Genomic DNA, 13,168 nt, shown 5'->3' on the forward strand with positions numbered 1-13,168 from the left:
AGGGAAAGGGAAAGCGCGGTTAGCGGTACGTGCTGGCAGCGTGTTCGCGTGATGATGTGTGCCAGAGCATAGAATGCTGCGCCAGTGATGGGGAGTAATGACCAGACGGAGAACGTATCTGTGCCCGGTTGAAGCAGAACCACAACGCCAAGGAAACCAAGGAATACACCGAGCCAACCGGACCGACCGACAGTTTCGCGGATTGTGTATGCGGATAAAAGAGTGACGAAAACTGGAGCGACATAATTAGCCGATCCCACCGTCGATAGGCTGAGAAATGGAATGGCAGCATAAAAGGCGAGGAACGTCAGCGTAATACAGATCGCTCTAAGAAGGGACCACATCCCGAACGCTTCGTGGACGACACGAATGCGCTGCCCCTGTGCCCAACAAACACCCAACAACATCGGGAGGGCGAGGAAGCCGCGCAAGGCAAAAATCTGCCAGAGTGGCAGACTGCTGCTGAAGAATTTGAACACAACATCCTGGACGGAAATGGTCAATGCAGCAACGACAATGAGCGTGACCCCATAGGCGATGTATTGAGGTCTTGCCTCTGCTGATACGGCCAAGTCTTTTCCTTTCACGGTGACTTGGTCAAAACCGTAATCTGCCGCGCTCTGTTTGAATATGCCTTGCGAACTCAATCCATTATTCAATAGAATTAAATAATGGAGCGCCCACCAATCCATGCCCTGGAAGTGTTTCTGACCATCGTTCGCGAGGGGTCACTACGGTCAGCTGCGTCTGTTCTGGGTGTTGGCGCACCGGCGGTATCGTTGCAGCTCAAGGCATTGGAAGAGCGTCTCGGCGTGGAACTGCTCATTCGCACGACCCGTCGTATCGAGTTGACGGATGCAGGTCGCATGTTGGTGACGACCGCCGGTCCCGCTTATAGAGACTTGATCGACGCAATGCGCCAGACCCGGGAAATGTCACAATCGGCAACCGGGACACTTCGCTTGAATATGTCCCGTGGGGCCTATATGGCCGTTGTCGCACCTGCGTTGCCCAAGTTTCAGCGAGAGAACCCAGGCATCGATCTGGATATCTCTTGGAACGAAGGCCTGGTCGACATTGCGCGTGAAGGGTTCCACGCTGGTCTGCGCCTTGGAGATGTTCTGGAGCCCGATATGGTTGCCGTCAAAGTTTCTGAACTCCAGCCTACAGCTTTTTTCGCATCACCTGCTTACCTCAAAGAATTTGGCCGTCCTAATTGCCCTCGCGACCTTCTGGAACATCGGTGTATCCGGTACCGCGAACCCACCTCCGGTAAACTGCGCGACTGGATCGTTGTTGAAGACGGACAGGACACCAGAATAGACCCACCTGGCTCTCTAGTGTTTGATGCTGTTGTCGGGGTGATTCAGGCAGCACGCGATGGTCTGGGCATCGGCTGGTCGATGTGCGTGACCGCAAAGGAGCATTTGCAGTCCGGTCAGCTAGAAACCGTGCTAGATGGGTTTTCCAAGGAAATTCCGCCCTTTTATCTCTATTTTCCGAAGCAGAACAGGCGTGTGGAGTGTCTCCGGCTTTTTGTCGACTGTCTCAAGGCAAGTTATAGATCTGCAAACGCGAATTGACGCCGAGTACAGTGCTGGAAAACCTGAGTTTCAGGCCCGGGTGATGGGCAACCCGGTGGCTTGTTGATCTTCTTGAGCGTGTCTCGCGTAGGCTTTGAAAGCAAATTCTGGAGCCTTCATGAGCAAGTCTGTCGCGGTTATCATTGGAGCATCCGGAGGGATCGGGTCGGCGGTTCTGGAATGTGTGCGGACCTCCGGAAAATTTGATGAAGTCATCCCTCTGGGACGGACGACCCTGCCTGGGTTGGACCTCCTGTCTGAGCAAACCATTCGCTATTGCGCCGGTTGGTTGGGATCGCGGGAGGGAGACCTTCGTCTGTTATTTGATGCAACCGGAGCTTTGAGCGTCGGGGAACAACGTCCTGAAAAGAGTTGGCGGGAGGTTGATCCGGAATTGTTGGCGCGCGCTTATGCGATCAACGCAATCGGCCCGGCGCTGCTGATGAAGTATTTTTTGCCGTTGTTGCCGAAATCGGGACGTAGTGTTTTTGCCACGCTTTCAGCGCGCGTTGGATCGATTGGCGATAACAGGACAGGCGGATGGTATGCCTATCGCGCCTCAAAGGCTGCGCTCAACCAGATTGCGCGCACCGCATCGGTGGAGTTGGCACGGCGGAAACCGGAGGCCATATTGGTTGCCTTGCATCCGGGCACCGTTCAAACGTCCTTGAGCGATGGTTTTCAGAAAAACGGGCTAAAGGTTCAACGACCGGAAGAAGCAGCAATTCGCTTGCTGACTGTCCTTGAAAATTTGGAACCGGGTCACTCGGGTTGTTTTCTTGATCATCTAGGCAAACCGGTTGCCTGGTAGCTTCCTGTTTCAGTAAGCAGAAAACCGGGAACAGGACGAAATTTGCTGCTAATAAGTTTTGGACGCCTTTTCAAACGAACGGCAATTGATCATGCATGGCGAAACAGATCTGAAAAAACTCATCGCTCATATGCGTCCGATGCTGGATCCTGAACCATACGTATTCTGCACTTTCGCGTCGAAGAGCATGAAGGATCTTGCAGAATACGATGCTGTCGGACTTATTGCGGAAACGGAAGGAGTGACGGCCATATTGCCGCTGGAGCGGGCACGGGAGCTTGGTTTGGCGGAGGCTGAATGGTTTCGCAGAATCACGTTGACCGTCCATTCTTCGCTCGAAGCGGTCGGCCTGACGGCTGCTATTGCCGGTGCTTTGGCGACGAAAGGGATTTCGGCGAATGTCGTGGCGGCATTTTTCCATGATCACGTGTTTGTTCCGGCTGAACGTGCTGAAGATGCGCTTGCCGCACTTCGCGATCTTGCCGATGCTGTCTGATTTGCAAAAAAGGCATCGTTGCCCAATGACATCACAACAGGTTATTGAGCGATTTGCCCTTGCAATTCCTGCAACGGCTTACCATTCCTAAGCATAAGCCAATCAGGGGTAAGAGCATGCAACGGGTGAGGCGGCGTCTTGCGGCCATTATGTGCGCTGATGTTGCGCAGTATTCCAAGCTCATGGAGCGGGATGAAGACGGCACGCTTGACCGCCTTAAAACCTATCGCTCGGTTATGTCGGCGCTGACGGAGCGCCACAACGGCCGCATTGTGAACACTTGGGGCGATGCGGTAATCATTGAATTCGTGTCGGTTATGGAAGCTGTTCAATGCGCGGTCGACATCCAGAACGAGCTTTCCAATCGGAATTCTGCCTTGCCGGACATGAATCGTATGGAATTCCGGATCGGGATCAATCTCGGTGACATCATGGTCGAGGGCGACGACATCTATGGTGATGGGGTCAATGTAGCCGCGCGCCTCCAGGAACTTTCGCCACGTGGCGGAATCATGTTGTCGCAGTCTGTCTATGATCAGGTGAAGGCAAAATTGGCACTTGGTTTCGAGCCCCTGGGGCCTCAGCAGGTCAAGAACGTAAGCGAACCTGTTGAAACCTATTCAGTTCGACTCGGCGGAAGAAACACTCCGGAGACGGTTTCCGATCGAACCGAAGACAAAAGTGCAGCGGCTGAACCGAAGAACGAAGATGATCGTCCAAACTGGGACAAGGATACTCAAGCCGTTGCCAACGGTTTTGAACAGGCCCGCCGCTGGCTCAGGGCGCAACCTCGCCGGGTGCGTAGCTGCGTCTTTATGATCGGCCTGTTCTTTGTCATTAATTTGCTGACTTCGGGTTTGTCCACGCTCTGGTTCGTCTGGCCTTCCTTGCCTTTTGCATTGATGCTGGTCTGGCATGTCATTGTTGGGCGGCGGGAAAAACAAATCGACGGGCGGACGCAACCCGGTGATTGAGACAAGGCCGATCAAGCGGGTGTTGCCAATCTGATAACTCTTTTCACGGTATTCAGGTTCTGATGATTTGCGAGCGTCCGCTACTTCGCTTACACATGAACCAACGCTAGGGTCGCGGGTCGTGCCGCGTACCCAATGAAAACGCCGGGAAACCGGCCCAACAGCCAAGGGAGCTTAATCCTGCGCATGAAAAACTATTCGACCACGGTGCCTGCACGTCTCGACGATGAAGACGAGGACAAGTCCAAGAGCCAGCCGTCGATTCAGGTCGACAAGCATCTGTTCGAAGCGCGCACTGTTCTGATCACCGGCCCGGTGACCCAGGACATGGCCCGCGACGTCTGTGCCCGTCTTCTGGCATTGGCGCAGGTTTCCAATGACCCGATCACCGTTATTGTTTCGTCACCGGGTGGCCATGTGGAATCCGGTGACATGATCCATGACACGATCAAATTTATCGCACCGGAAGTTCGTATTCTGGGAATGGGCTGGGTCGCAAGTGCCGGGGCGTTGATTTACGTATCGGTGCCGAAAGACAAGCGCTTCTGCACGCCCAACACCCGGTTTCTGCTTCACCAACCGTCAGGTGGTGCTGGTGGCATGGCCACGGATATCGAGATCCAGGCCAAGGAAATCATCAAGATGCGCGACCGGCTGAACCAGATTTTCGCAGATGCGACGGGTCAGCCGATCGAGCGGATTGAAAAGGACACAGACCGTGATTACTGGATGAGCCCTGAAGAGGGGATCGAATACGGTCTAGTTGGCAAAATCGTTACGAGTGTTGATGAACTAGGCTAACGATATTGAGCGAAGCAAAAAACGCCGGCGGATCAATCCGTTGGCGTTTTTTTGCGCTCATTCGTCAGCTTAAAGACATCAGGCGCTCAGTGTGTCCTTTTCGATGGAATAGACGAGAACCGGGGCGACAGGTTTTGGATCCAGAACCTGTGGGCGGAGCCGGTTCATGAGATCGCGAAGACTTGCTTCGTCACTCTTGCTGTAGGTTCCACCGAACATTACTGCAACCAGGTGATCGACGAATCGCTCATACACGTCCGAGCACGTGCAGATGGGGGACAACAGGTCACAGATCGGTTTACCGTCATAGAACGGTGCGCCACCTGACAGGAAGATAAGAAATTCAGTCAGGTCGTCCGAGCGTTCGAATTCTTCGCGAAAGCCGCCAAGATCGAAACAGGGGTCTTGTTCCAGTCGGGCTTGCAGGTGCGGCATGGCGCGCTTTATTGCTTTTCGCCCTCCGAGTTTCAAATACAGCGTCATTTGGTTACCCTCGACTTTGCCGTTGAAGTTACGCCCTTAAATTGCCGCGTTTGCGTTCACTTCCGTGTGACCTTCATCACGATTATTACCTTTGCGAAAAACACCAATCCCGACGCCTTGAGCAAATACCCAAAATTGTTGATGTGTGGGTACCCAAAATTCCGTGGTTCCGCCGTGAGTTTGTCCGGAATTTATGTCAGCTGATTTACAGATTTGTTACGGCAATACGGATTTCAGGTAGATTTTCAAAGTTCTGGAGAAGTGTTTAAGTTATTGTTTTTAAATATATAAAGTCGAAGAACGGCTGTCTTGCCTTCTGGTGGAAACAGAGCGAACCACGAGCCTGCAGTTTCATCACGCGAGCTTTTTTGAAGAATAAGCAATCGGCCTTGAGCGATGGCGGATTGCACGGTAACAGTCCTGTTGAAAAAAGTGCTTTCGACCGGATATGTTGAGATTTCCGAACGTTTTTGAAGTGTGGCCAAAAGCGTGCCTGATTGTGGCAAAGCGGGTCATTCGGCAGGATTAACCCATGTTTTTTTATGTTGCCAAGATCGGTTATTTTTTCATTCAGCCTTCCAATTTTCTAATCGCCCTTGTGGTTCTCGGACTGATTCTCGGGCTTGGAGAAAGGTGGCGGAAATCCGGGACCCGTATTGCGTGGATTGGCGCGATTGGACTTTTGGTCTGCGGATTTTCTCCTGTCGCGAACTGGCTGATTCTGCCGCTGGAAGAGCGATTTCCAAGACCCGAAACACTCGTCGGCTATGACGGTATCATCGTTCTTGGAGGAGCTGTTGATACCATCGTCACCGGAGGACGCGGCGATACGGCGCTAACGACGTCTGGCGAAAGGATCACGATCACCGCGCGTCTTGCCGACCGGTTGCCCGATGCAAAGGTGATTCACACGGGCGGGCGTGGTGTCATCGTTCCCGCGCAAGCTACAGAGGCAGAAGGAGCGGCTCGTCTGTTTGAGGATTTCGGTATTTCGTCGGAACGGGTGATTTTGGAAGATGTCTCACGCAACACCTGGGAAAACGCGGTTTTTACCAAGGAGCTCGTCGATCCAAAACCCGGGCAAAAATGGCTTCTGGTGACTTCCGCATATCATATGCCGCGCTCAATGGGAGTGTTTGAAAAGGCAGGTTGGTCCGGGGTGACGGCCTATCCGGTTGATTTCAGAACACGGGGCGCTGAAGACAAGACACTTGGTTTTAGCGGTGCTTCAAAAGGCTTGCGCCGATTTGACGTCGCATTCAAGGAATGGGTCGGTCTCATTGCCTATTGGGTCAGCGGTCGCAGCACAGAAATTTTTCCGGCGCCTTGAAACCGGAAAATTGCTTCCGTCTAAGCTGCGGTTTTTAAATTTTGCCTCTTTTACAGATCGTTGCGCCGCACCATATGTTAGCAGTCTCAGGGATTTGAAAGGACGTGGGCAGATGGTCCTGGAAGCGCCGATTGTTGCGGCAGACGTGGTGCAATGGCTTTACAGCGACGCCTCTCAGCTGGAGGGAACGCTGGAGATTGTCAGTGAAATGGCGGAACGCCTGCGTGCCGGAAACGTTCCGGTCGATCGGGCGAGCACTGGTATATGGGTGGTGCATCCGAATGTTCGCGCCGAGCAGTCTCTCTGGGCAAGCGACGGCACGCGTGAATTGCGTCTGTACACATCCGACAACAGTTCGGAAGAGGGGTATCTGACAAGCCCGGTCAAACGTGTGCAGGACACATTGAAACCCGTGCGGGTCGCGATGAGTAAACATCCCGAAGCGGCCGAAGAGTTTCCGATCACGGTTGAACTGCGTGACGAAGGCTACACGGACTATGTCTCTCTGCCGATGCTGTTTTCCGACGGTTCGGTCAAAGTCGCCAGTTTCGCGACCAAGGCACCGGGTGGCTTTCTCGGGTCCCATATCAGTGTTTTTGAATCTCTGATCCGACCTCTGGCGCTCGTTTGCGAGTTGAAAACACTTCGCCGCACAGCCGAAACGGTTTTGAATACATATGTCGGGCCGCGAGCCGGATTGAGAGTGCTGGACGGCGCCACGGCGCGCGGCGAGGGGGAGTGGATCAAGGCTGTTGTCAGTTTTGCGGATATTCGCGGATTCACCAGGCTTTCCAACACATTGCCGGCGGACAAGATCATTGTTTTCCTGAACAAGTACTTCGGGGCCATGACAGCTGCCGTCGAAGCGCATGGCGGTGAAGTCCTGAAATTCATTGGCGACGAGGTAATGGCCATCTTTCCGTATCAAACGGAGGCAGAGGCGAAGGACGCTGCCATGCGAGCTCTCCTTGCGGCCCGTGATACACTGGACCGGATCAAGACCATCAACAGCTCCAATCATTGTGCCGCAACACCAGACATGAGTGTTGGCATCGCGTTGCATGCCGGTGATGTCTTTTACGGAAATGTTGGTAGCGAAACCCGTCTGGACTTCACGGTGGTAGGGCCCGTTGTAAATCTTGCGTCCCGAATTGCGGAACTCGCAAAGGATCTGGAGCGACAAGTTCTCGTTTCTGACGCCTTGTCGGAAATCATGGGATGTCGATCCGGCCTTTATGGTCGTTATCACGTCAAGGGATTTGACGATCCGGTTGCCGTGTATTCGCCGGATCTGTCAGGTGATTCCAAATTCGGATATTGCCCCGACAAGACGGCAGCTCTGGCCCTTGAGGCGAACTGACGCCGGATCAGAACAATCAAAACTGCAAGAGTGGTGACTGCAAACACGTAAGGGCCGGCAAACCAGCCGAGAAATCCGATTGCAAAGAAAAATGCCCGTTGCCCGCGATTGAAATGCCGGCCGGCGAGAACATTGAGCTCACCGGCCTGTAACGCCATTTTCCTGATGTCGCTTTCCGAGGCGCGTCCGGTATCCGGGACGGCTCCCATGATGATGCTCGCGTAGTTGAACAGTCGGTAAGCCCATCCGAATTTGAAGAAGCCGTAGGCAAAAATTAGCATCAGGCCCAACACCTTGATTTCCCAAAGCGCCCGGCTGTGAGCGACAGGGATGGCCAGGTCTCCGGCAACCTGAAGGATCCGCTCTGTCGCATCCAGAAGCGCGAAGCCGCCACCGATCGCAATAAGGGACGTCGAGGCGAAAAACGCCGTGCCCTGTTGCAGTCCGGACATTATCGCCGTGTCCATGATACGCACATCCCGGAGACACATGGACATCATCCAGCCCTTTCGATAGTCATCCATGGCGTATGACAGTGTTTTTTTGCGTAACGGACTGACATCAATCAACAAATTGAACCCGAACCAGGCAAAAAGGAACCAGACGGCCGCAGCGAAATCGAGAGGAGAAAGAGACTGCATTGCACACCTTTCACGAGTTGAAAGAGCCGAATCCGACGTATCAGTCTCTTAGCAGAGATTGTCATGTGCCACTAAACACCTCATTTGTTAACGATAAGTACCTGAAAAATCGAATGGATTTAAAGCTCTGCAAAAATGCGGGATCTGATGCACACTTTTTGCGCTTGCGAAATGGTAATCTATCGTTTACCTCCTCGCCCCAATGGCGCCATATTTCACTTCGCAGGGGATGGTGCCGCATAACTAAAGTGTAGGGCTTTATGGACGAAAACGTGCAGAAATCTTGTTGGAGCGTCACTCTTTGGACTGTCGCTGCAGTTGGCATCGCATTGACGATGGTATTGCTGTTCAACGACGTTGAGAGCGCACAACAAGCCGTCGCCGCTGCAAAGTAGTTTCAGTGGGACGTTTTCATTTAAAGGGCGCAGCGTGAGGCTGCGCCTTTTGTGTTTCCATAGATCAGTTTTTCCTGGTCATATGCGACCGCGCCGGCGACAACGGCCGGTTCGATGGTCCAAAAATCTGCCGAAATTCCATCTGCCGAACGACAGTTTTGCCCGGTGGCTGACTGATCAGAAATCCCGCATATGCGTTTGTGCCGAGCGGAAAAAGCACCAACCTTGCGAAACTGCTGTCCGGCCAGTCGACATCGGCTCCCCAAACGGGAATTTGCGACCGATCAGGAGCATTCATCAAGGCTTGAAGGTCTGCCCCGTGCAGCAAGTTCGTGCCTCTGGTATCCCATTCCAGAGCAGCCAGACCGTTTTCAACCGGAAACAGCTCGATTTTCACGCCATTGACGTGGATTTGCAGACGGTTGTCCGAAACCCGCTGGATTTCCGCAACGCCAACATCCAGGTCACGCCTGATTGAGTGCCGTTCACCGTTTGCCTGAACGAAACCGGCAGTGTTGATCACATGAAAACTGCCATTTGGAAAACGTTCGTTAGATGAAACCGGTGCCGATAGAAAGAGAATAGTCAAAAAAGCTGCAATCGCTCTCGGCATGATTTAATCCCGGTACAAAATTCCGCTGAGTATTATCAGTCAAAGCTTTAGAAAGTCTTTGATCGAGCGGAGAAGTTCAGGGGATGAGGACCGGCAATTGCAATCCGAAATTATCTGGACAAGGTGACAACGAGGTCCTCGATTGCGGATAATTCCGGTCTCCAGCCGGTGACCCGTTGTGCATGGGATGTGTCGACCGTTTGTGACAAGGTGTAGCCGGCGCTCCAGTCGGTATCCGGGTTGGTATCTGATGGCGCAGCAACGGACACAACATCAAGCAACTTGCCGTGTCTTGCTGAAATGTGCGACGCCAGATGTCCCACCGATATTCCGGGGATGCTGCTGGCAATCAACGTGAGCCTGAAGCGTGCCTGCTTGAGTGCGAGAAGGTAGAGCGAAGCGAGGTCGTTGGTCTCAACCAATGGCCAGACGGTGTCAGGTGTCGCACGGGTCTCGAAGGGTTGTTCTGACTGGAGTGCCTTGGTCATGGCCGCAATCGGCCCAATCTCGCGACTGCAAACCAGGGCGGGGTGGACAACGGTCAGGTTCATGTCTGTCCCATGGGACAATGTCCGGATTGTCTCGGCCATGAAACGAAATGCCGGTAGCGGCGCAAACGGAGTTTTTTCGGTTATGAGCTGGCCGTTCCTGGAAGACGGATAGAGCCAGATGCCGCCGGTATAAACGACCTTCAAAGGTTGTTTTCGGTGTTTGGCGGCCTGTTTCAACCCCAGCATACTCCGGCGGTCGATCCGCCCCATATCTTCCGAGAAAGTCGCGCCCATGTGAACGACCGCGTCGCAGGACGCAGCGCGTTCGACCCAGCTGTCCGGATTGCGCAAATCTCCTGGAAAAGCGCTTGCTCCCAGAGCTCTCAGTTTTTCCGAGGCGGTGTCGGATCGCGCCAGACCTATGACGCGGCCATCTTCCTGAAGCAGCTTTTTTACAACAGCGGCACCAATGCTGCCGGTCCCACCGGTTACAAACACATCCATCTCTTAAGAGAACTCCTTTCGAGGGTAAGGTGCAAGATCAAGCTGATATCGGACCATCACAATCCACCGGCGTTTATGGCAGGTCGCTTGACCTTACCGACAGGACTGCTACGTCAAGGGGATGACGTTGCATCTTGTAAAATTATGCGTAGGCGCCGACAGCGCCGAGTCCTTGCAGGCCTGGATTGATTACCGCATCGAACAGGCAAAACTGGCCGGTCTACCCGAGCACACGACGCACACGACACGCATGGTTCCGACACGAAAAGACGAACTCCTGGATGGAGGCTCTCTCTACTGGGTCATCAAAGGCAAGATACAAGCCCGCCAACACCTGCTCGACATCAGACCATTTACGGACGATGCCGGTATCAAGCGTTGCGATCTTGTCATGGAGCCTCGGCTTATTTTGACCCGCTATCAGCCAAAGCGACCCTTTCAGGGATGGCGCTACCTCAAGGTGGATGAAGCTCCCGCCGATATTCGTGTTGCAGGGGAAATGGCTTCCATGCCTGATACAATGCGCCGCGACCTCACCGAACTTTGCCTGCTTTAACTTCTTGACGGTTACGCAAAGAGTTACCGTTCCAACATGTGGAGCGAATGGGTTGCATTCTCGAACTTGCCAAATTGCGTTGACGGTCCCAATTTGATTATCAGCAACGGGCAGGAAGGATTCAGGATGGCAAAAACCAGTGGCACCAAGAAGGACGGCCTGGTCCATCAAACGACCAAGGTACCTTCTGCTGCCTCTGATATCTCCGCATTTCTGGAAAAGGCAAAGGAACTCAAAGCCCAACCGGGAAGCGGTGGTAGGCTGATCTTTGCGCTTGATGCGACAATGAGCCGGCAACCGACCTGGGACCAGGCGTGCCATATCCAGGCGGAAATGTTTCAGGAAGCCGGGAAAATCGGCGGCCTGAAAATCAAGCTTGTATATTTTCGTGGCTTCGGCGAATGCAAATCCTCTCGCTGGTTTGAACATGGTGAGGAGCTGGCGAACGCAATGGGGCGAATAGCCTGCCAGGGGGGACGAACCCAGATTCGCAAGGTGTTGACCGCTGCGCTTGCGACCGCTGACAAGGAAAAAATCGCCGCTCTTGTCTATGTAGGTGATTGCATGGAGGAGGACGTCGATATCTTGTGCGACAAAGCCGGGGAACTTGGTTTGAGAGGCGTTCCGATGTTTCTGTTCCAAGAAGGACGGGATACGGTAGCGGAGCAAGCCTTTCGTGAAATGGCCAGACTGACGAACGGGGTTTATTGCCCATTTGACGCAGGCTCAGCGCAACAACTTGCAGAGCTTCTGAAAGCAGTGGCCGTTTTCGCAAGCGGTGGCCACACGGCTTTGCAGGCGCTAGAGAAAAAAGGTGGGCGAGGCGCCCGCCTGCTGTTGGAACAATTAAAATCGGCCAAATGATCTATTTACTGATCGGACTGATCCTGCTCCTGACCCTACTGTTGGCGGGACGGAGTTTCGTACAGGCCAATCCGGCCGCGCTCGCTCAGAGTCTGAGGATTTATGGCGGGATACTTCTGATCGCGATCGCAGCGATCTTTGCCTTTGGCGGACGGATCGGATTTGCGATTCCGATCTTCGGGATCGGGCTATCGCTTTTAGGCGCGGCTGGATTTCGAAAACTGTCCGGCTATCAACCCAGGAAGTCAGCCGGGCAGCGATCGAGGGTCAGAACGGCAATGGTGGAGATGGAACTGGATCACGATTCAGGGGCTATGACCGGAACCGTGCTTACCGGCGGCTTTCACGGCCGCAGGCTTGATGAGTTGAGCAACGAGGAACTGCATGCATTCTGGCAGGAAACAGGTCAGGATGACCAGAGCCGCAAACTAGTCGAAGCTTATCTCGACCGCCGGCTTGCCGGATGGCGTGAACACTTCCAGTCGGATGGAACAGAGGGGCAGGGAAGCGCGACGAGCGCGGGCCCCATGACAGATGAGGAGGCCTACCAGATCCTGGGGCTTTCTCCCGATGCCGGGGACGCGGAAGTCAGAGCCGCGCATCGCAGGCTTATGATGCGGGTTCATCCCGATCATGGAGGCTCCGGTTTCCTCGCGGCGAAAATCAACGAGGCTAAAGACACGCTTCTCAGAAGACATTGACGACATCCGTTACGCAGTTACTGATAGATGGCGAAGCAGGCGAATTTCGCCCGTTTTAGGGTTTTGCAGGCATTCCAGGCTGCGGTCTTTGTTTCGAAACCTACGAAACGCGCCCGGTAAAGGGTCTGTCCATTGGCTTCGACTGGTTCTGTGTACGGGGAATGGCCGCGCAGCGCAGAGCCGGTTTTGGTCTTTGCCTTCTTCAACATGGTGATGGCCTGACCTTCGGTCTCCGCGGCGGCGATCTGAACCTGCCAGCCCGGCTCAATATCCGGTGTATCACTGGTCGCAACGGTCACCGTGTCGTCCTTGTCTTCGACAGGCAATACCGACGCAGCACCTGAACTCGGCGCGCTCGTATCGACCGCGGCAGCAGGGATCGTTTCGATTTTCACGGTCGCTACTTTTATAGATGTTGGCTGGTCAACAGGTGCTGATCCTGAAGGCGTGTTGCCAAGTTTCAAGGCTTCTGCCTGTGCAGCCTGCAGCAACGCAGATTTGGAAATTGAATTCGTGGCCAGCTCATTGTCCGGATTCTGGCGTGGTACCGGCGGCAATGCGGTTG

General features: G+C 53.9%; 16 protein-coding genes. 10 read left to right on the forward strand and 6 right to left on the reverse strand.

Annotated features, from left to right (window positions below):
• A partial coding sequence (locus K5905_RS13260; protein WP_297584576.1) for a DMT family transporter occupies positions 1-572 on the reverse strand: 572 nt, incomplete at its 3' end.
• 99 nt (positions 573-671) lie between these two features.
• On the opposite strand from K5905_RS13260, the gene K5905_RS13265 reads away from it, so the two are divergent.
• The 5 genes from K5905_RS13265 to K5905_RS13285 all read left to right on the forward strand — a co-directional run bounded on the left by K5905_RS13265 (position 672) and on the right by K5905_RS13285 (position 4,665).
• Positions 672-1,583 (forward strand): LysR family transcriptional regulator, encoded by a 912-nt coding sequence (locus tag K5905_RS13265; protein ID WP_297584579.1) that lies wholly within the window; start codon positions 672-674, stop codon positions 1,581-1,583.
• 118 nt (positions 1,584-1,701) lie between these two features.
• Positions 1,702-2,394 (forward strand): SDR family NAD(P)-dependent oxidoreductase, encoded by a 693-nt coding sequence (locus K5905_RS13270; RefSeq protein WP_297584581.1) that lies wholly within the window; start codon positions 1,702-1,704, stop codon positions 2,392-2,394.
• A 91-nt stretch (positions 2,395-2,485) separates the two neighbouring features.
• Positions 2,486-2,890 (forward strand): ACT domain-containing protein, encoded by a 405-nt coding sequence (locus K5905_RS13275; RefSeq protein ID WP_297584582.1) that lies wholly within the window; start codon positions 2,486-2,488, stop codon positions 2,888-2,890.
• Positions 2,891-3,006: 116 nt separating this feature from the next.
• A complete protein-coding gene (locus tag K5905_RS13280) occupies positions 3,007-3,864 on the forward strand; it encodes an adenylate/guanylate cyclase domain-containing protein (RefSeq protein ID WP_297584584.1) in 858 nt (285 codons plus the stop codon).
• 186 nt (positions 3,865-4,050) lie between these two features.
• The gene (locus K5905_RS13285; protein ID WP_297584587.1) at positions 4,051-4,665 is read left to right on the forward strand and encodes an ATP-dependent Clp protease proteolytic subunit; all 615 of its coding nucleotides are present in this window, start codon (positions 4,051-4,053) and stop codon (positions 4,663-4,665) included.
• 78 nt (positions 4,666-4,743) lie between these two features.
• Here the strand turns inward: K5905_RS13285 and K5905_RS13290 are convergent, their stop codons facing one another.
• Entirely contained in the window at positions 4,744-5,148 is a 405-nt protein-coding gene (locus K5905_RS13290) for a Clp protease ClpP (RefSeq protein ID WP_297584590.1), read from the reverse strand.
• A 532-nt stretch (positions 5,149-5,680) separates the two neighbouring features.
• On the opposite strand from K5905_RS13290, the gene K5905_RS13295 reads away from it, so the two are divergent.
• Positions 5,681-6,478 (forward strand): YdcF family protein, encoded by a 798-nt coding sequence (locus K5905_RS13295; RefSeq protein WP_297584592.1) that lies wholly within the window; start codon positions 5,681-5,683, stop codon positions 6,476-6,478.
• Positions 6,479-6,590: 112 nt separating this feature from the next.
• Entirely contained in the window at positions 6,591-7,838 is a 1,248-nt protein-coding gene (locus tag K5905_RS13300) for an adenylate/guanylate cyclase domain-containing protein (protein ID WP_297584594.1), read from the forward strand.
• On the opposite strand, the gene K5905_RS13305 is transcribed toward K5905_RS13300, so the two are convergent.
• The 3 genes from K5905_RS13305 to K5905_RS13315 form a co-directional block, all read right to left on the reverse strand.
• On the reverse strand, positions 7,724-8,479 hold the full coding sequence (locus tag K5905_RS13305; RefSeq protein ID WP_297584596.1) for a DUF599 family protein: 756 nt from the start codon (positions 8,477-8,479) through the stop codon (positions 7,724-7,726). The genes K5905_RS13300 and K5905_RS13305 overlap by 115 nt on opposite strands.
• A 459-nt stretch (positions 8,480-8,938) precedes the next feature.
• On the reverse strand, positions 8,939-9,487 hold the full coding sequence (locus tag K5905_RS13310) for a hypothetical protein (protein ID WP_297584597.1): 549 nt from the start codon (positions 9,485-9,487) through the stop codon (positions 8,939-8,941).
• 110 nt (positions 9,488-9,597) lie between these two features.
• Entirely contained in the window at positions 9,598-10,482 is an 885-nt protein-coding gene (locus K5905_RS13315) for an NAD-dependent epimerase/dehydratase family protein (RefSeq protein ID WP_297584599.1), read from the reverse strand.
• A 121-nt stretch (positions 10,483-10,603) separates the two neighbouring features.
• Between K5905_RS13315 and K5905_RS13320 the strand changes: the two genes are divergently transcribed.
• From K5905_RS13320 to K5905_RS13330, 3 genes are all read left to right on the forward strand, one after another.
• A complete protein-coding gene (locus tag K5905_RS13320) occupies positions 10,604-11,038 on the forward strand; it encodes a DUF1489 family protein (RefSeq protein WP_297584602.1) in 435 nt (144 codons plus the stop codon).
• A 126-nt stretch (positions 11,039-11,164) separates the two neighbouring features.
• Complete coding sequence (locus tag K5905_RS13325) at positions 11,165-11,902, forward strand: VWA domain-containing protein (RefSeq protein WP_297584605.1); 738 nt, start codon at positions 11,165-11,167, stop codon at positions 11,900-11,902.
• Positions 11,899-12,603: a DnaJ domain-containing protein gene (locus tag K5905_RS13330; protein WP_297584608.1), complete on the forward strand. Its 705-nt coding sequence runs from the start codon at positions 11,899-11,901 to the stop codon at positions 12,601-12,603. The genes K5905_RS13325 and K5905_RS13330 overlap by 4 nt, the downstream gene beginning before the upstream one ends.
• Before the next feature lie 17 nt (positions 12,604-12,620).
• Here the strand turns inward: K5905_RS13330 and K5905_RS13335 are convergent.
• A partial coding sequence (locus K5905_RS13335) for an SPOR domain-containing protein (protein WP_297584611.1) occupies positions 12,621-13,168 on the reverse strand: 548 nt, incomplete at its 5' end.

The organism is Roseibium sp., assembly GCF_025698965.1.
Classification (GTDB): Bacteria; Pseudomonadota; Alphaproteobacteria; order Rhizobiales; family Stappiaceae; genus Roseibium.

Bases quoted from the DNA above. Each gene is read 5' to 3' on its own strand.
- K5905_RS13265 (WP_297584579.1), top strand. From the start codon at position 672: ATGGAGCGCCCACCAATCCATGCCCTGGAAGTGTTTCTGACCATCGTT.
- K5905_RS13270 (WP_297584581.1), top strand. From the start codon at position 1,702: ATGAGCAAGTCTGTCGCGGTTATCATTGGAGCATCCGGAGGGATCGGG.
- K5905_RS13275 (WP_297584582.1), top strand. From the start codon at position 2,486: ATGCATGGCGAAACAGATCTGAAAAAACTCATCGCTCATATGCGTCCG.
- K5905_RS13280 (WP_297584584.1), top strand. From the start codon at position 3,007: ATGCAACGGGTGAGGCGGCGTCTTGCGGCCATTATGTGCGCTGATGTT.
- K5905_RS13285 (WP_297584587.1), top strand. From the start codon at position 4,051: ATGAAAAACTATTCGACCACGGTGCCTGCACGTCTCGACGATGAAGAC.
- K5905_RS13290 (WP_297584590.1), bottom strand. From the start codon at position 5,148: ATGACGCTGTATTTGAAACTCGGAGGGCGAAAAGCAATAAAGCGCGCC.
- K5905_RS13295 (WP_297584592.1), top strand. From the start codon at position 5,681: ATGTTTTTTTATGTTGCCAAGATCGGTTATTTTTTCATTCAGCCTTCC.
- K5905_RS13300 (WP_297584594.1), top strand. From the start codon at position 6,591: ATGGTCCTGGAAGCGCCGATTGTTGCGGCAGACGTGGTGCAATGGCTT.
- K5905_RS13305 (WP_297584596.1), bottom strand. From the start codon at position 8,479: ATGCAGTCTCTTTCTCCTCTCGATTTCGCTGCGGCCGTCTGGTTCCTT.
- K5905_RS13310 (WP_297584597.1), bottom strand. From the start codon at position 9,487: ATGCCGAGAGCGATTGCAGCTTTTTTGACTATTCTCTTTCTATCGGCA.
- K5905_RS13315 (WP_297584599.1), bottom strand. From the start codon at position 10,482: ATGGATGTGTTTGTAACCGGTGGGACCGGCAGCATTGGTGCCGCTGTT.
- K5905_RS13320 (WP_297584602.1), top strand. From the start codon at position 10,604: ATGACGTTGCATCTTGTAAAATTATGCGTAGGCGCCGACAGCGCCGAG.
- K5905_RS13325 (WP_297584605.1), top strand. From the start codon at position 11,165: ATGGCAAAAACCAGTGGCACCAAGAAGGACGGCCTGGTCCATCAAACG.
- K5905_RS13330 (WP_297584608.1), top strand. From the start codon at position 11,899: ATGATCTATTTACTGATCGGACTGATCCTGCTCCTGACCCTACTGTTG.